Below are 18,424 nucleotides of genomic sequence, written 5' to 3' on the forward strand. Positions count from 1 at the left end.
GTGGCTTTGAAAAAATCTTACGATCAATTAAGCGTGGTTTCAGTTATTAAATTAGAACCCCACTTGGCACATGTTTTGATCTCAGACGTCTGTGTGTCATCGGCGGCTCCTTGGATGTTGCTATATTAACCCTGGGACCATGTTCTCACTCCTTGGCACGCTTTGCTGTTAACCTCAGATGGTAAAGACGCTTGGTATTAATCCATTGAAAGAGGAAAAATTGCAATATGCAAACCAACGAAAATCATACGCATCAAGAATCTTCATCCCAGAATGCTTTGGCAACAGGCAAAGCCTCTACGCTCGAAACAAGAGGAGAAATTTCCACAACTGATTATGCCGACTTCAAAGTGATTCGACGTGATGGTGCCGTGGTAGGTTTTGATCAATCAAAAATCGCTATTGCGGTGACGAAAGCCTTTTTGGCAGTTAATGGAGGGTCAAGCGCGACTTCAACACGGATTCGTGAATTGGTCGAGAAACTGACAGAGAATATTGTGCACGCGCTAATGCGTAGCCGTCCCGGCGGTGGAACCTTCCATATTGAAGATATCCAAGATAAGGTCGAACTAGCATTGATGCGTGCCGGTGAGCATAACACCGCCCGTGCCTACGTGTTGTATCGCGAAAAACGCGCCCAAGAACGGGAACGTAATATGGGGAGGGTACCACTGGTCATAAAACCAGAAAAAATAGAAATATACGTCACCGACAACGGGACATCTCGTCCCCTTGACGCAGTGGCTTTACGTAACCTCATACAATCAGCTTGCGAAAATTTGGGCGACGATGTTAGTCCAGAACCAATTCTGGCAGAAACTATCAAAAATCTATACGACGGAGTACCAGTATCACAGATTTATAATTCCGCAATTCTAGCAGCGAGAACATTAATCGAAAAGGAACCGGCATACAGCTTCGTCACAGCACGTATTTTGATGCATACGATTCGTCGAGAAATCTTTGGTGAAGAAGTATCGCAAAGCCAAATGGCAACCCGTTACGTCGATTATTTTCCGCGCTTCATTCGGCGTGGTATCGATGCCGAGTTGCTCGATGAAACAATGCTAAACTTCGATCTAACCAAGCTGAGCTTGGCCATTGATGCATCCAGGGATTTACAATTCAACTACCTCGGTTTACAAACACTATATGACCGTTATTTCTTACATGTCAATGAATCGCGGATCGAAATGCCACAGGCTTTCTTTATGCGTGTCGCGATGGGATTGGCGCTAGGTGAAATAGATCGCGAAGCACGTGCCATTGAGTTCTATCACATTTTATCGACCTTCGATTTCATGAGTTCGACCCCCACGTTATTCAACGCCGGTACACGTAGGTCACAACTGTCATCATGCTATTTAACAACCGTTTCGGATGATCTTGAAGGGATTTACGAAGCACTCAAGGAAAATGCCTTATTATCAAAATTTGCTGGTGGTTTAGGCAACGATTGGACTCAAGTACGTGCGTTAGGCTCTTGTATCAAAGGTACAAATGGAAAGAGCCAAGGTGTGGTGCCCTTCCTGAAGGTTGTTAACGATACAGCAGTCGCAGTGAATCAGGGTGGAAAACGTAAAGGTGCCGTCTGTGCATATTTGGAAACATGGCACCTAGACATCGAGGAATTCCTTGAATTGCGGAAGAACACCGGCGATGATAGGCGGCGCACGCATGACATGAACACAGCGAACTGGATCCCAGATTTGTTTATGAAGCGTGTAATGGAAGGGGCAGATTGGACGTTATTCTCACCCTCAGACTGCCCAGACCTGCATGACAAGTTCGGTCGTGCCTTTGAGGCTACCTATGTGGCCTACGAAGCCAAAGCGGCACGTGGTGAATTGAGTAGCGCAAAGAAGGTACCAGCACAAGCATTATGGCGCAAGATGCTAGGTATGTTATTTGAAACCGGTCATCCCTGGATTACCTTCAAGGATCCTTGCAACATCCGCTCACCGCAACAGCATGTCGGCGTAGTTCATTCGTCTAATCTATGTACAGAAATCACTCTTAATACGAGTGAAACAGAAATTGCGGTGTGTAACCTCGGTTCAGTAAACTTAGTTGCGCACATGAAACGCACGGCCAACAATATTTACGAACTCGATCATAACAAATTGCAACATACCATTCGTGTGGCAATGCGTATGCTCGACAATGTGATTGATATCAACTACTACGCTGTCGAGAAAGCGCGTGAGTCAAATATTCGTCATCGTCCCGTCGGTTTGGGACTTATGGGCTTCCAGGACTGCCTCCATTTGTTGCGCACTCCGTACGCCTCGAATGATGCGATTGAGTTCGCTGATCGTTCAATGGAAGCAATTTGCTACTACGCTTACTGGGCATCGACAGAGTTGGCCGTCGAACGAGGAAAATATCCCTCATATCCAGGCTCGCTGTGGGATCAAGGTATTCTCCCTCAGGATTCACTCCAATTACTCGCAGAAGACCGTAGCAACTATATCGAGGTCGATAACTCTTCAACGCTATCGTGGGACAGCCTACGTAAGCATATCGCCGAGCATGGAATGCGCAATTCGAACTGTGTCGCGATCGCTCCAACAGCTACGATTTCAAACATCATCGGCGTTTCGGCATGTATCGAACCCACATTCCAAAATCTTTATGTGAAATCAAATCTATCGGGTGAATTCACAGTCGTCAACCAATATCTTGTCGAAGATCTAAAAACACGAGGTCTTTGGGACGAAGTGATGGTCGCCGACTTGAAGTATTTTGATGGTGCACTATCGCATATAAATCGAGTACCTGCCGATTTGCGTGAGATCTATGCCACGGCATTTGAAATTGAGCCAAAGTGGTTAATCGAAGCCGCCTCACGTCGTCAAAAGTGGATTGATCAGGCACAATCACTCAATATTTATATGACGGGAGTTTCAGGGAAGAAGCTAGATGAGCTTTATAAACTAGCGTGGATACGTGGGTTAAAAACGACGTACTACCTACGCACAATGGCAGCAACACACATCGAGAAATCAACAGTCAAAACAGGGGTATTAAATTCAGTACCATCTTCTAGTGAACTTGAAGAGACCATGAGGATTCCGCCACTCACACAACCAATGCGAGCAGTGGAAGGTCCCGTGTGCAAAATGTCTCGGGAAGATCCTGGCATTGAAGAATGTGAGGCTTGTCAGTAAGAGCAAGCCACTTCACGCAACGTGTTTAAAGCATTATAAATGAGACTCATCATTACTCCACTATCCATACTGTGTGTTGTTGGTCATAAAGAAGAACCTGAATAATTTTTTCAACATCATCGATCAGTCAAAATCATCTCCAGGGAGCTTAACATGCCGTTGGCTCTCTCGATTGCGCTGTAGAATTCCTTGAATAACCAGCATCCGCCGCTTAACACCGAATATCATTAGACGGAACCATGTTGAATTGGAACGAAGACATGAAGACACAACCAAAGAGTGACCCATCATCGATGACAGCATTGCCTTTAAGCAAGAATATCCTTATCAAAAAAGAAGACGAACTAAATGTGATCAAAAACTATTCATCTCGGCGTGTAAACGCTGCTGACAAGCGTGTTATCAACGGTTCAACAGACGTTAATCAGTTGGTACCGTTCAAGTATAAATGGGCTTGGGAAAAGTATCTGGCGGGATGTGCGAATCACTGGATGCCGCAAGAAATTAATATGTCACGTGACATTGCTCTGTGGAAAGACCCAAACGGCCTAACAGAAGCCGAACGCCGTATCGTCAAGCGCAATCTGGGTTTCTTCGTAACGGCTGACTCACTGGCAGCAAATAACATTGTGCTAGGCACGTACCGCCACATCACGGCACCTGAGTGTCGCCAGTTTTTGTTACGTCAGGCGTTTGAAGAAGCTATCCATACGCATGCATACCAATACATCGTCGAGAGCTTAGGATTAGATGAAGGTGAGATTTTCAATGCTTATCATGAAGTAGAATCAATCCGTGAAAAAGACGAATTCCTCATCCCATTTATCGACATTCTAACAGATCCAGCATTTAAGACCGGTACACTGGAGACTGATCAAAAATTGCTGCGTTCGCTGATTGTATTCGCTTGCATTATGGAAGGGCTGTTCTTCTACGTTGGCTTTACGCAAATCCTCGCACTGGGTCGCCAAAACAAAATGACAGGAGCAGCTGAGCAATATCAATACATATTGCGTGATGAATCAATGCACTGTAACTTCGGCATCGATCTCATCAACCAGGTAAAACTCGAAAATCCCCAACTCTGGACTCAGAAATTTCGTAATGAGATTCGTGAGTTATTCAAAACAGCTGTGGAGCTTGAATATCGATATGCTGAAGATACAATGCCACGTGGTGTACTCGGTCTAAATGCAGGCATGTTCAAGGGCTACCTGCGCTTCATCGCGAATCGGCGATGTACACAAATCGGTCTTGATGTTCTTTTTCCTAATGAAGAAAACCCATTCCCGTGGATGAGTGAAATGATCGATTTAAAAAAGGAACGTAACTTTTTCGAAACACGTGTAATCGAATATCAAACAGGTGGCACTTTAAACTGGGATTAAGAAATGTAGTGCACATCTGCAGCTTGTGATAGATCTCATGGACTTATCAACCGTCGATTTTTCTCATTTGTAAGCAATTAGTTTCCGCTTGCTCAGCGAAGAATCAAAATATTTTAGTTGAAATGATATTTCATGTAGAAATAAAGGTGCATCTGTCTTAAGAAAATTTTCCGTATAGCATCTGTCGAGGTACACGTTTCCATGTTTCTTGTACCTTTCCCCGCCACAAAGAACTGGTGGTATTGAGTTGTAATTTCTTCTATCCTAATGAAAGAAGGTATGTCAAAATCAGAACCCAAGATATTAAATTGCCTAGCAACGACAGAACTAAAGGATCCGCCATCTTGATACTAACAAAGAGGCGCATGACCACATGCAAAAATTCATTTTCACAATCAGTCAAAGTCCATTTCGCCGAAATTGGTTTTTCTTGCCAGGTTTTTGAATAATACTTACGTTCAGGAGAAAAATGATGGCTATAATTGATCCTAAGAAAATCGTAACCAAGAAATTTATAATTCCAGAGAAATCAGTTACGTCAGACGTTATTGACAAAGTACAATCAGTTTCCGATTGCTCAGCGAAGACGACGGTGTTAAGTCAGCCAATCGCATGGCCTTTCCCAACAGGCAAACGTCCGTAGCAAGTCAAGCTCAAGGATAAAGCCAGTCTCTCCACTTAGGAGAGCTCTTTGCAACAATTCAATCAACTCCCAGCTACAGCACTCACCATACTTTTTTCTTAGGAAGATTTAGTATTAAATAATACAGTAAAGCATTATAAAAAGCAGCTAGACGCATAAATATGCGCCTCAATAAACAACCTCTTTGGTTTTCGTTAGTTGGTTTTCGCCTCCCTTTTCCAACCATCACGACCGTCAAAACAGCTCCTAAAATAAGATGGCTTTCCCATATACACACTCATCAGCTGCTATTTTTTTAAATAGTAGATAGATAACCAGGGAACTCGAACAAAGCTACAATGGCGGGATACTCTTCTGTCTTCCCTATATCCTCTCGTACTACCACTCGTATGGCGCCGCGCCCACTTAATGAATTACTATCTTGTGCCACTGGTACCGGATCGCTTATTTTGCTAACCCAAAAACTTGGTAAGTTAGAGCAAGATGTCCACTCTCTGCTTCCAATATCGTTAACTCATGCGGTGAAGCTAGCATCTCCGCTCAACGGCAAACTACTTCTTTTAGTCTCAAATAACGCTGTAGCTGCTCGTTTACGCCAACAAACACCATCGCTAATCGAAAGTTTAACAAAACGTGGTTGGCTAATTCGTAGCATCAGCATTCGTGTCAACATCACATCGCCAGTGCCTCTCAGGCCATTGAAAAAGACACGTCTATCGCGAAAGGGATTTGTTAGTCTACGCAACTTGCGCGATGAATTATCACCATCACCACTACGAGACGCAGTCACTCATCTTGTTGCTCATCATTCTCACGGTGGCAACCAAAAATCATAAGATTGAGTTTTACAATAGAAGACACCCCCGAAAAAGGCCGTGCATCTTCTTAAAAAAATCTATGTTGTTTTACGTCTAAGATCGATCCTATACGAGAGATGTTTGTAACTCCAACTGGAATCCCCTTGGCGCATCTTCTGAGCGTGAAAAGGTAACTATCTCATAAGCTTCTTGTAACAATAATTCACGCAAAAGCCGATTATTCAGATTGTGCCCAGATTTGTAACCAGTGTAAGACGTGAGTAACGGATGGCCAACTACATATAAATCACCAATTGCATCTAGCATCTTATGCTTAACAAATTCATCGTTATAGCGCAACCCGTCATTGTTCAAAATACGATATTCATCGAGGACAATTGCATTGTCCATGCTACCCCCACGAGCCAACCCCAATTCACGTAAAATTTCCACCTCATGAGCAAAGCCGAAAGTACGAGCTCGAGCAATTTCTCGAGCATATGAAATATTGGCAAAATCAACCTCCAATACCTGACCAGTACGATCCAACGCCGGATGACGAAAATCGATTGTAAATTTCAATCTGAAACCATGGTAAGGCTCCAGACGAGCAAATTTATCTCCATCGCACACTTCAATGGAACGTGTAACACGAATGAACCGCTTCACCACATTCTGCTCTTCAATGCCAGCCGATTGGATTAGGAAAACGAAAGTTGCTGCACTGCCATCCATAATCGGAATTTCTTCAGTCGTCACATCGACATACAAATTATCGATGCCAAGGCCAGCACACGCAGACATCAGATGCTCCACAGTCGAGACCCTTGTCCGATCCTTCTGCAGCACAGATGCCATACACGTATCACCAATACTCATCGCCGACGCAGGAATTTCGACCACGGGGAATAAATCAATCCGGCAAAATACAATGCCAGTATCAGGTGGTGCAGGACGCAACGTTAACTCAACCTTACGACCAGAGTGTAAACCAATACCAACCGTCTTAGCGACAGATTTGAGGGTGCGCTGCTTCAACATGCTTTTATTAAAAATAATAAAATATCTATATCTACACTTTTAATTGTAACAAATTCCCATTTCCTCTGTTGTCAATATAAAGCGATCTCGTGCTCATGAAATACCATAAATCTAGCTCCTCAGACAGTTGCCTCTCACTAGCAGAAAAATGCTTCACGGTGAAAATAATGAAGGCATGGCGTTGTCCATAACACTAAAACTTGGGGTGCTTCCACCACAAACCAGTTCAAACAGCACAGAACTGCATTTATTTATGATTGAGAGGTATGCTCATATCTCAATGTTTTTTGGTTTTAAAATCGATATATCTGCACAATACTTACCTATAAATAGGCAAGCAGCCACCCCATTACATCGCTTATCTTTATGTATATGTTATTAATTTTATCAATCTGCTTGCTTCCGGAGAAACGCCGGGATGTCATAGGTATCCACGCCCTTTTCCTGCAGAGCAGCCACATGCAATGCTGCAGTCTCACGAGAGCTGCGCCACACAGCTGGATCCAGTACTCCAGAGTCGGTACCACCTACCATCTGACCTGTCACCGGTACATGACCATTAATGATTGATAGGTTATCTGCAGCACTTTTCAGCAATGTCATCGGTGTCGCTTGCTTTTTCGCAACAACGCGACCCAAGCCGGTAGCAACCACAGTGACGCGTAGAGCATCGCCCATTTTATCATCATATACAGTACCAAAAATCACAGTTGCATCTTCGGCAGCGTAGCCCTTAATGGTATTCATCACTTCCCGCGTTTCTGATAAACGTAGTGACCGTGAAGCTGTGATGTTGACCAAAACACCACGAGCGCCTGACAAATCAACGCCTTCAAGCAATGGACTAGCTACGGCTTGCTCAGCAGCAAGCCGTGCACGATCAACACCGGCGACCGTTGCCGTACCCATCATGGCTTTTCCTTGCTCACTCATCACCGTCTTCACATCTTCGAAGTCAACGTTGACGAGACCCTCTACATTGATTATTTCGGCAATACCCGCAACAGCATTGTGTAGCACGTCATCCGCGCACTGAAAGCATTTCTCCATTTCTGCATCATCACCCATCACTTCAAAAAGCTTATCGTTGAGCACAACGATGAGTGAATCAACATTATTTTCCAACTCTTGTGCGCCATTTTCCGCCACACGCATACGTTTACGGCCTTCAAACTCAAATGGTTTAGAAACCACACCTACTGTCAAGATATCCATTTCCTTCGCAATCTGCGCTACAACTGGTGCGGCGCCTGTGCCTGTACCACCCCCCATACCGGCGGTAATAAACACCATATTCGCACCTCGCAGAGAGTCAGCAACGCGCTCACGCGCCTCATCAGCGGCAGAGCGACCTATTTCTGGACGTGCACCTGCACCCAAACCGGTCTTGCCAAGCTGAATCGTAGTACTCGCCTGCGAACGCGCCAAGGCTTGCGCATCGGTATTCATGGTGATGAATTCCACACCTTGTACGCCACGATTAATCATATGCTGAACAGCATTACCCCCAGCTCCACCAACGCCTACTACCTTGATAATGGTGCCGTTGGTTTCCGTTTCCAACATTTCAAAGTTCATACAGTACCTCCTATGGGCAAAAATGGCTGGGAGTAAGAACGAAAAATAGTAGCTTGGATATTAAAGCGCTTACACTTGCTCTTTATCTGCCCGACATCTTTACATAAAAAACGGTTAAAAATTACTAAAGAACCAATCCCGCATACGTCCCCAAACTTGGCTCGCTTGTCCAGAATGGACCGCCACCTTCCGGCCACGCATACGTTGTGAGGAACCTTCAAGCAGTAGTCCCATCGCAGTTGCGTAACGTGGATTGCATACCACGTCGGCCAAACCACCGTTATATTTAGGCACACCGATACGCACAGGCTTCAGGAAAATATCCTCACCTAACTCAGCCATACCTGGCATCATGGCTGCTCCTCCCGTCAGCGTAATTCCTGCCGACAATAACTCTTCATAACCCGATTCACGTACAACCTGCTGCACCAGAAAAAAAAGCTCCTCCACACGAGGTTCGATCACCGCTGCCAACGCTTGACGCGAAAACGTACGAGAGCCTCGCTCATCAAGCCCAGGTACCTCGATCATTTCATCTGCATCGACCAGTGACTGTTTCGCAATACCAAACTCGATTTTCATATCTTCCGCGGCTGATGTCGGTGTCCGTAGTGCCATTGCGATATCGCTTGAAATCTGATCTCCAGCAATTGGAATGACAGCCGTGTGTCGGATAGCACCTTCACTAAAAATAGCGATATCGGTTGTACCTCCCCCAATATCAACCAGCACAACACCAAGTTCTTTTTCATCTTCTGTAAGCACTGAAAGGCTCGATGCCAACGGCTGTAAAATCAGATCATTAACTTCAAGGCCGCAACGGCGGACACATTTCACAATATTTTGTGCTGCCGACACAGCGCCCGTCACAATATGCACCTTCACTTCGAGACGGATACCACTCATACCAATAGGCTCACGGACATCTTCTTGACCATCAATAATGAATTCCTGCGTCAGAATATGCAGCACCTGTTGATCCGTCGGAATATTAATAGCCTTAGCTGTCTCAATAACACGCGCAACATCCGCTTGTGTAACCTCTTTATCCTTGATAGCAACCATGCCGCTCGAATTAAAACTACGAATATGGCTACCGGCAATTCCGGTAAATACGTTTGTAATCTTCCAATCTGCCATTAACTCTGCTTCCTCAAGAGCACGCTGGATAGACTGAACTGTTGCCTCAATGTTGACCACTACTCCTTTCTTCAGACCGTGCGATTCACTTTGACCAAGGCCAATGACTTCGTAACGACCTTCAGGAAGTAGTTCAGCCACAACCGCCACAACTTTCGTTGTGCCAATATCCAAGGCTATCAATAAATCTTTGTAATCTTTGCTCATATTGTGTGTAAATTCTGAAATCTCACTGGCTTTACTCTTTTGAACCTGATTTCTGTATATCTCTTTTTAATACAGATGGTCGTATCAGTAATTGACCCTGTAGATCTAATTTCTTTAATTCGCCTTCTGTTAAGAAACGCATACCCGCCGCACGTACGGCAAAGCCATTGGGATAACGCAAATCAGCGTATTCAATCTGATTACCCCAGCGCTGAACCACTTCTGGATAAGCCTGTACAAACCGCTGGCAACGTAAAGCTAAGGTGCTAGAATCCCGTTCACGACCCAATGCTAATTGAATACCCCCTGACAACCTTACGCTCCAAGCATAACGGTCGGATAACACCACTGAATCCGGTTTCATGTTCAAACCAGCGAACCATTTGACAAAGTCATAATAACGTTCAGTGACGTCCTTTTCACTTCCTGGTGGGCCAGTAAACTCTGGCAAATGCCCATCATTCTCGGCTTCATCTAAATTAGCAGTAAACAGCTCACCATCCAAACTCACCAACCGGCCATCGCCCCAGGTTGCCAGTGGTTTATACTCTTCTAGCGTGACAGCTAAACGATTCGGCCAAACACGCCTCACACTTGCACTGCGCACCCAAGGTACCCGTTCGAACGCAGCACGTGCACTTTCAATATTGATAGTAAAAAAATTGCCATGCAAGTGTGATACCGCATTCACACGCAAGAGAAAATCACTAATGTGTTCAACATCTCCATCCACCTGAATCATCCGCAATGTAAAAAACGGGCGATGGATCAACCACCGACCACCAGCCACAAGCGTACCCAACACGCACAGGACAACAATCGTGCTAACAAACGCATTGAGTAGACGAATGTTATGCCACATGACTATCCTATTTCCTTGCTTTTTTATTGCAACTTCCCCAGTGTATTCATATACAAGTCAAGCGTAGCAGTGCTGAGAATTTCCAGCACAAGATCCTCGTATGACAGTCCGACAGCACGAGCCGACATCGGAACAAGTGAATGTCCAGTCATACCAGGCGATGTATTCATCTCCAATAAGTAAGGTTTATTATCTCGCTTTCGAAGCATCAAATCGATGCGTCCCCATCCTCGGCAGCCCAGAACCCGATATGCCTGCAACACAAGTCGCTGCACTTCCTCTTGCAAGCACATGGACAACGGTGGTGGACACTCGTATCGTGTATCATCCTTGAAATATTTATTCTGATAGCTGTAATCCCCATCCGGGGCTAGAATCCGAATTATCGGCAATGAACGAGCAGCACTGGCACCTTCCGTGCCAACGCCAAGTACGGGAACAGTTAACTCATCACCATCGATAAACTCTTCGGCCAAGACATTCGTATCAAACGCCGCCGCATTCTCATAGGCCTTGCATAGCTGTGAGACATTTGTTACTTTGGTTAGACCAATGGTCGAGCCTTCACGTGAAGGTTTGACAATGACCGGTAGACACAAATCATGTGCGATGGCATCCCAATTGCTATCACTCTTCAGCATGTGAAAGCGTGGCGTCGACAAGCCTTCATTCATCCAAACACGCTTTGTCATTTCCTTATCCATCGCTAACGCAGAAGCCAACACGCTGGAACCAGTATATGGAATACCTAAATGTTCCAACACCCCTTGCATCGTACCATCTTCACCATAACGACCATGCAACGTGATAAAAACACGATCAAATTTCTGAGCAGCAAGTGCGCTTAAATCATTCATGCCAGTATCAAAGGCATGGGCATCGATATTCCTTGAGAGCAGTGCTCCAAGAACACCATTGCCAGACATCAAAGAAATTTCGCGCTCTGCTGAGCGTCCACCCATCAAGACACCAACCTTACCAAATTCTTTTGGATTTAATGCAATCACCTCAAACTCCTTTCTGCTCCAGCAACTTGTGAGGAACCTGGTCAATCGAGCCAGCCCCCATGGTAATCACCACATCACCCGCGCGCGCCACCTTCAAAAGGGCATCAGGTATCTGACTTACATCCCCGACAAATACTAGTTCTATCTGATGAGCCATACGCAGAGCATGCTCCAAAGCGAGGCTATCCACAGCCACGATCGGCACTTCACCAGCGGCATATACTTCAGCAAGTAAGAGGATATCTGGTGTCGATAGAACTTTCACGAAATCAGCAAAACAATCACGCAATCGAGTATAGCGATGGGGCTGAAACGCTAATATGATCCGACGCCCTGGAAATGCTGCACGCGCAGCTCTCAGTGTCGCTGCTATTTCAACTGGATGATGCCCATAATCGTCGATTAAAGTAAATGAACCGGCACCACTATTCTTTTGTAGGTTAATCTCCCCATAACGCTGGAAACGACGGCTAACTCCATTGAATTCCAAAAAAGCTTGTCGAATCGAAAAATCTGATACTCCAAGCTCCGTCGCAATGGCAATTACAGCCAAGGAGTTTTGCACATTATGATATCCTGGCAGATTAAGCGTGATGTCAAGCGGAGCTAGACCCTTAGTATATTCACGCAGTGCGGTAAAATGCATTTGCCCACCGTCAGCATGTATATCAATGGCGCGTACTTGCGCCTCCTCCGAGAAACCATAACGGATTACCTGCCTAGATACAAATGGTAAAATCTCACGCACATATGGATCATCAACACATAGCACTGCAATGCCGTAGAACGGTAAACGCTCTGTGAACTTGAGGAACGCTTGCTTAAGCCGCACAAAATCGTGTCCGTAACTATCCATATGATCGAAATCGATGTTTGTGATGACTTCGATGACTGGGCTTAGTTTCAAAAAGGAGGCATCAGACTCATCAGCTTCGACAACGATAAAATCTCCTACTCCTAGCCGAGCATTCTCACCAGTACTATTCAAGTGTCCGCCAACAACGAATGTCGGATCAAATCCACCTTTTACCAATACACTGGCCATAAGACTCGTCGTGGTAGTCTTGCCGTGTGTACCAGCAATAGCGATACCTTTTTTCAAGCGCATTAGCTCAGCAAGCATTACTGTACGAGACACAATCGGAATCTGTTTGATTCGCCCTGCTAATATTTCTGGGTTATCAGGTCCAATTGCAGTCGATACAACAATGGCGTCAGCCGATTGAATATTTTCAGCTGCGTGCCCTTGGATCACACGTGCACCGAGATCTATAAGGCGCTGCGTCACTCTGGTTGCGGCAAGGTCTGAACCACTGACTTGATAACCGAGATTCAGCAAAATTTGAGCTATTCCGCTCATTCCAGCACCGCCGATACCAACAAAATGAATGTGTTTAACGCTATGCTTCATGTTAGTCCTTGGCCAAGGCGGCACATAACAGAGCTACTTGTTCGGTAGCATCTGATTTTGCGAAAATCTTAGCCTTCTGTGCAATGGCAAGCAAGGTTGAACGCGTTTGCGTGCGCAACCACGCAGCCAGTCTGTCTGCCGATAATTCACTTTGGGTCATCAGAATCGCTGCGCCTTCATCCGTAAGGAATCGTGCATTGCTAGTTTGATGATCATCTACTGCATGAGGGAACGGCACGAATAGAGCCGCTATACCAACAGCGGCCACTTCGGCCACCGTCATTGCACCTGCTCTACAAATCACGAGATCGGCGTCAGCATAAGCACTAACCATATCATCAATGAATGGTAGCGCTTCGACCATCACTCCAGCGGAGGCATAGTTCTTTTGCAACGTCCTGATATGCTTCATTCCAGCCTGATGAACAACATACGGGCGCTCCTCGCAGGGCAACTTAGCCAACGCCTTCGGCACAATATCATTCAATACAGCTGCACCCAAACTTCCACCTACCACCAAGATACGCAAGGGACCCTTCCGAGCTTCATAGCGCACGGAAGGATCAGGAAGTGCATCAAAATCGACGCGAATGGGATTGCCTACCCATTGACCATCTCGTAAAGTCTTAGGGAATGCGAGTAACACCTTATCAGCCACGCATGCGAGTAGACGATTTGACAGTCCCATAACAGAATTCTGTTCGTGTAACACAAGCGGACAACCAAGTAACGACGCAATAACTCCGCCTGGGAATGTAATATAACCGCCCATGCCAAGCACAATGTTTGGCCGAATACATCGAATCTCGCACAAACTTTTCCAAAATGCAGGTAATAATTTAAAGGGTAAAAAAAACTTCCTCAGCCAACCTTTTCCACGTATACCCTCTATGCGAATGTACACCATGGGAATATCATACTTTGGAACAAGCGTCGCCTCAATGCCATCAGGATTGCCCAGCCATAGGACTTTCCAACCTTGCAAACGCAGGAAATTAGCAACGGCAAGGCCTGGAAAAACGTGTCCACCCGTTCCACCACCCATCACTAACAAAGTACGTACTTGCTTTTGGGTAGAAGAAGGTAAATCTGTCAATGGCACATTCATATCTTCCCTCCACGCATCAATAACCGATTCTCATAATCGACTCTCAGCAGCATCGCCAATGCGATGCAATTCAGAAGGATACCCGAACCTCCGTAACTCACGAGGGGCAACGTCAAACCTTTAGTCGGGAGCAATCCCAGGTTCACCCCCATATTGATGAACGTCTGCACACCGATCCAAACGCCAATCCCCTTTGCCAACAAGCCGCCGAACGTTTGCTCTAAGGCAATGGACTGACGCCCAATCTCAAAAGCACTTCGCACAATCCAATAGAACAAAAAAATAACACATGCCACACCTACAAAACCAAACTCCTCCCCAATCACTGCAAGAATAAAGTCGGTATGAGCTTCCGGCAAGTAATGTAGTTTTTCTATGCTACTTCCAAGACCAGTACCTGTCCATTCGCCAAGCCCAAACGCAATCAATGAATGTGTTAATTGATATGATTTATCAAGCGCATAGTCTTCACGCCAGGGATCCAAATAAGCAAAAATCCTCTCCCGCCGCCATGGCGAAAGCCAAATTAATGCTGTAAACGTGCCAACCGCCGTCAATGCCAAACCAGCAAACAACTTGCCGTTTACCCCACCGAGAAACAGAATACCCATTGCAATAGCAGCCACTACAATGAACGCACCCATATCCGGCTCAAGCAGCAAAAGCATCCCAACGAACACGACAGCAATGCCCATTGGCAAAAAACCTTTACGGAAACTCTGCATAAATTTTTGTTTCCGGACTGTGTAATTCGCGGCGTAGAGCGTTACAGCAAGCTTCATTAGTTCTGATGGCTGAAAATTCAGAACCCACAGAGTAATCCAACGCTTCGAGCCATTTACACCCTTTCCTAAGTATGGAATTAATACAATAATGAGCAAAATCAATGCCAGCAAAAATAGCTTTGGCGCAAACTTTTCTATTACTTTGACAGGAATTCGAAATGTAACAACTGCAGCAGTTACCCCGATCGTCAACGACACGATATGCCTACCTAGAAAGTGATATGACGAATAACCACTGTACTTGGGGGAATCTGGCAATGCAACGGAAGCTGAGTAGACCATAATCAAACCAAGAGTCAGCAATGTGATTACAGTCCATATCAACGCATAGTCATATTCAAGTATGTATGATCGCGTCCGCTTAATATCGCCAGTCACACGTTTGGAGGTCGATGACGATTTCCTATTACCGACAAAATTTGACTGAGACTTTTTGCTGAAGAATGTCTTGAGCCAGCTCACAGCATTTCCCCTGCTTCAGTCGCCAATTGCAACACTGCGTGGCGAAAAACGTCAGCCCGATGCTCATAGTTCTGAAACATATCGAAACTGGCGCAAGCCGGTGACAACAACACCGCATCACCTGGTTGTGCAAGCTTAGCTGCTTGAAACGTTGCTGCTTCTAACGTATCGGCATCAATCAGCGGAACATTAGCATGAGCCAAAACCGCACGAATTTTCAATGCATCGCGGCCAATGAGAAAAACAGCTCTCGCGCGATTCGCGACTGGCTCGACCAACGGTGAGAAATCCTGTCCTTTGCCATCACCCCCAGCAATGAGCACAATTTGCTTTTTCAAACCGCTGATCGCTGCTGCTGTTGCTCCAACATTGGTACCCTTGCTATCGTCATAATACTCAACATCTTTGATCGTACCAATCAGTTGTACACGATGCAACTCACCTGTGTATTCACCCAAACCACAAACCAATTTAACCAATGGTAAATCGACATAACGCGTCAATGCCAGTGCCGCCAATGCATTCGCAGCGTTATGTTCTCCACAAATACGCAATGCATCTGCTGGCATCAGCCACTTCATCCCGAGTTCCATGGTAAAAACATCGCACCCCTCATTATTACGGTGACGTGGCGCAACTATTACTTCGTCGTCAAGCGTGAATGCTTCGACGAGCCAAGTTACTCCATTTTTCCGTTGTAAACCAAAGTCACCGAGCACATCAGGAAACGATGTACCGAAGGTCACAACCTTGGCTTCGGGTATAGCAAACTTCATCACACGAACATCATCACGGTTAAGCACTCGCATAGTCTTCGATGAAAAAATACGCGCTTTAGCAGCGACATAAGCATCCATCCCACCATGCCAGTCGAGGTGATCTTGAGTAATATTCAAAATGGCAGCAGCATCTGGTTTAAGTGAATACGTCGTTTCGAGCTGGAAGCTCGAAAGCTCTAATATCCAAATATCCGGTAACGCCATTTCGGAAATGCATGAAGATAAACAATCCAAGGCCGATGGACTAATATTGCCAGCTACAGCAGTACGTTTACCTGCATTACAGCACAGTAACTCAGTTAGACGTGTAGTTGTTGTCTTACCATTAGTACCGGTGATAGCTAACAACTTTGGCGCATACCCACTCGTCGCAGCAAGATAATTCAATGCTTGTGAGAAGAATTCTATCTCTCCCCATACAGGAATACCACGCTGAGTAGCTTCGACCAAAAGCGGTGCAACATCCAATGCGTTGGGGGATAACCCCGGACTGATGCCAATGAGGTCAATATCATCAAGCAATGATTTCGTAAATGCCCCTCCAATAAATATCACCTCAGGCAGATCCAACTGCAATAATGTAGCAAGATTCGGTGGCGACGAATGTATGTCAGCCACCCGCACACCGCACCCATAGCGCGCGCACCAACGCACCATCGCTAAGCCAGATTCTCCGAGACCGAGGATCAAAACACGCAGGTACTTAGATTTATCAAACAGCTCACCAAACAATTCGTTTTCCTTACATCATCTCAATCAATTCAAATCCGGCGATAAAAATAATATTGTGTGCAAAGTGCCTATACGCATTACTAATCTATCACCCTGTTGGCTCGTGATTGTATCGTCTGTACTTTTAACGCAACTTCAACGTCGACAGACCAATCAGTACCAATATCAACGTGATAATCCAAAAACGTACTACTACCTGTGTCTCCTTCCATCCAGATAACTCAAAATGATGGTGCAAGGGCGCCATCTTGAAAAGACGGCGCCCTTCACCATATTTCAGCTTCGTATATTTAAACCAGGTCACTTGCAACATCACTGAGATCGTCTCGATGACAAAAACACCACCCATAAGGAACAACACCATTTCCTGCCGCACAATAACCGCAACTGTGCCGAGCGCACCACCTAACGCCAATGAACCAACGTCCCCCATAAAAACCTGTGCTGGATGCGTGTTGAACCATAAAAAGGCAAGTCCTGCACCCGCCATCGCAGCACAAAACACTAGCAATTCGCCGGCACCCGGAATATAAGGAAATAGCAGATACTTCGCAAACACAGCATTACCCATCACATAAGCGAAAACCCCCAATGCGCTGGCAACCAAAACAACCGGCATAATAACCAATCCATCGAGACCATCGGTCAGATTCACAGCGTTGCTCGATCCAACAATAACAAAGTACGTCAGTACAATAAATCCAAAAATTCCCAGTGGATAACTGATCGTTTTAAAAAATGGCACGATGAAGTCCGCCTTGGGAGGTAAATCAGCCGGTATTCCACGACGTCCCCAGCTCATATACAACTCAAATACTTTCAAATTACTTGTCTCAGAAACACTAAATGCCAAATAAATAGCGGCAAAAAGCCCAATAAGTGATTGCCAAAAGTACTTTTCCCTCGACGACATTCCAATCGGATCTTTGTGAAATACTTTTCGGTAATCATCGATCCAGCCAATTATGCCAAAACCAAGTGTTACAACCAGTACGATCCAAACGAATCGATTCGAGAGATCCGTCCACAGCAATGTAGCAATAGTAATCGCAATGAGGACTAGTAACCCTCCCATTGTCGGCGTCCCTGATTTGATGAGATGCTTCTGCGGTCCATCAGCACGCACTGCCTGACCTACTTTCATCACCTTCAACTTAGAAATCACCATCGGGCCGAAGGCTAGACCGATCATCAACGCAGTGAGACTAGCCATCAACGCTCGAAACGTCAGGTAATTAAAAACACGTAAGAAACTTGCTTCTGTTTGCAACCATTGCGCCAGCGCCAAAAACATGAAATTAATCCTCAATGTAC

13 protein-coding genes and 1 pseudogene are annotated in these 18,424 nt (G+C 45.5%); 4 read left to right on the forward strand and 10 right to left on the reverse strand.

The features are described from left to right. The first annotated feature begins 227 nt into the window (after positions 1-227). From BZL35_RS03045 to BZL35_RS03055, 4 genes are all read left to right on the forward strand, one after another. Positions 228-3,170, forward strand: coding sequence for a ribonucleoside-diphosphate reductase subunit alpha (locus tag BZL35_RS03045; protein WP_106182705.1), 2,943 nt, complete (start codon positions 228-230; stop codon positions 3,168-3,170). A 239-nt stretch (positions 3,171-3,409) separates the two neighbouring features. Further along, positions 3,410-4,558, forward strand: a complete 1,149-nt coding sequence (locus tag BZL35_RS03050) for a ribonucleotide-diphosphate reductase subunit beta (RefSeq protein WP_106182706.1) — start codon at positions 3,410-3,412, stop codon at positions 4,556-4,558. 472 nt (positions 4,559-5,030) lie between these two features. After that, complete coding sequence (locus BZL35_RS05035) at positions 5,031-5,201, forward strand: hypothetical protein (protein WP_181276539.1); 171 nt, start codon at positions 5,031-5,033, stop codon at positions 5,199-5,201. A 389-nt stretch (positions 5,202-5,590) separates the two neighbouring features. Beyond that, positions 5,591-6,037 (forward strand): DciA family protein, encoded by a 447-nt coding sequence (locus BZL35_RS03055; RefSeq protein ID WP_219860853.1) that lies wholly within the window; start codon positions 5,591-5,593, stop codon positions 6,035-6,037. A gap of 87 nt (positions 6,038-6,124) precedes the next feature. Here the strand turns inward: BZL35_RS03055 and lpxC are convergent, their stop codons facing one another. From lpxC to mraY, 10 genes and pseudogenes are all read right to left on the reverse strand, one after another. After that, the gene (lpxC, locus tag BZL35_RS03060; protein WP_106182708.1) at positions 6,125-7,039 is read right to left on the reverse strand and encodes a UDP-3-O-acyl-N-acetylglucosamine deacetylase; all 915 of its coding nucleotides are present in this window, start codon (positions 7,037-7,039) and stop codon (positions 6,125-6,127) included. Positions 7,040-7,426: 387 nt separating this feature from the next. Continuing rightward, positions 7,427-8,617: a cell division protein FtsZ gene (gene ftsZ / locus BZL35_RS03065; RefSeq protein WP_106182709.1), complete on the reverse strand. Its 1,191-nt coding sequence runs from the start codon at positions 8,615-8,617 to the stop codon at positions 7,427-7,429. A 114-nt stretch (positions 8,618-8,731) separates the two neighbouring features. After that, positions 8,732-9,964 (reverse strand): cell division protein FtsA, encoded by a 1,233-nt coding sequence (ftsA, locus tag BZL35_RS03070; protein ID WP_106182710.1) that lies wholly within the window; start codon positions 9,962-9,964, stop codon positions 8,732-8,734. Between the two features lie 31 nt (positions 9,965-9,995). Further along, positions 9,996-10,826 (reverse strand): cell division protein FtsQ/DivIB, encoded by an 831-nt coding sequence (locus BZL35_RS03075; RefSeq protein ID WP_106182711.1) that lies wholly within the window; start codon positions 10,824-10,826, stop codon positions 9,996-9,998. Between the two features lie 23 nt (positions 10,827-10,849). Then, the gene (locus tag BZL35_RS03080; RefSeq protein ID WP_106182712.1) at positions 10,850-11,833 is read right to left on the reverse strand and encodes a D-alanine--D-alanine ligase; all 984 of its coding nucleotides are present in this window, start codon (positions 11,831-11,833) and stop codon (positions 10,850-10,852) included. A 1-nt stretch (position 11,834) separates the two neighbouring features. Next, on the reverse strand, positions 11,835-13,244 hold the full coding sequence (gene murC, locus BZL35_RS03085; RefSeq protein WP_106182713.1) for a UDP-N-acetylmuramate--L-alanine ligase: 1,410 nt from the start codon (positions 13,242-13,244) through the stop codon (positions 11,835-11,837). A 1-nt stretch (position 13,245) separates the two neighbouring features. Beyond that, complete coding sequence (gene murG / locus BZL35_RS03090; protein ID WP_106182714.1) at positions 13,246-14,352, reverse strand: undecaprenyldiphospho-muramoylpentapeptide beta-N-acetylglucosaminyltransferase; 1,107 nt, start codon at positions 14,350-14,352, stop codon at positions 13,246-13,248. Further along, positions 14,349-15,497: pseudogene (gene ftsW, locus BZL35_RS03095) on the reverse strand (putative lipid II flippase FtsW); the annotation flags it as partial. The pseudogene ftsW and the gene murG, both read right to left, overlap by 4 nt. A 98-nt stretch (positions 15,498-15,595) precedes the next feature. Then, the gene (murD, locus tag BZL35_RS03100; protein WP_106182716.1) at positions 15,596-17,110 is read right to left on the reverse strand and encodes a UDP-N-acetylmuramoyl-L-alanine--D-glutamate ligase; all 1,515 of its coding nucleotides are present in this window, start codon (positions 17,108-17,110) and stop codon (positions 15,596-15,598) included. Between the two features lie 124 nt (positions 17,111-17,234). Continuing rightward, on the reverse strand, positions 17,235-18,404 hold the full coding sequence (gene mraY, locus BZL35_RS03105; protein WP_106182717.1) for a phospho-N-acetylmuramoyl-pentapeptide-transferase: 1,170 nt from the start codon (positions 18,402-18,404) through the stop codon (positions 17,235-17,237). Between the last annotated feature and the right edge of the window lie 20 nt (positions 18,405-18,424).

It is taken from the genome of Candidatus Pandoraea novymonadis (assembly GCF_003004665.1).
In the GTDB taxonomy this organism is placed as follows: Bacteria; Pseudomonadota; Gammaproteobacteria; order Burkholderiales; family Burkholderiaceae; genus Pandoraea; species Pandoraea novymonadis.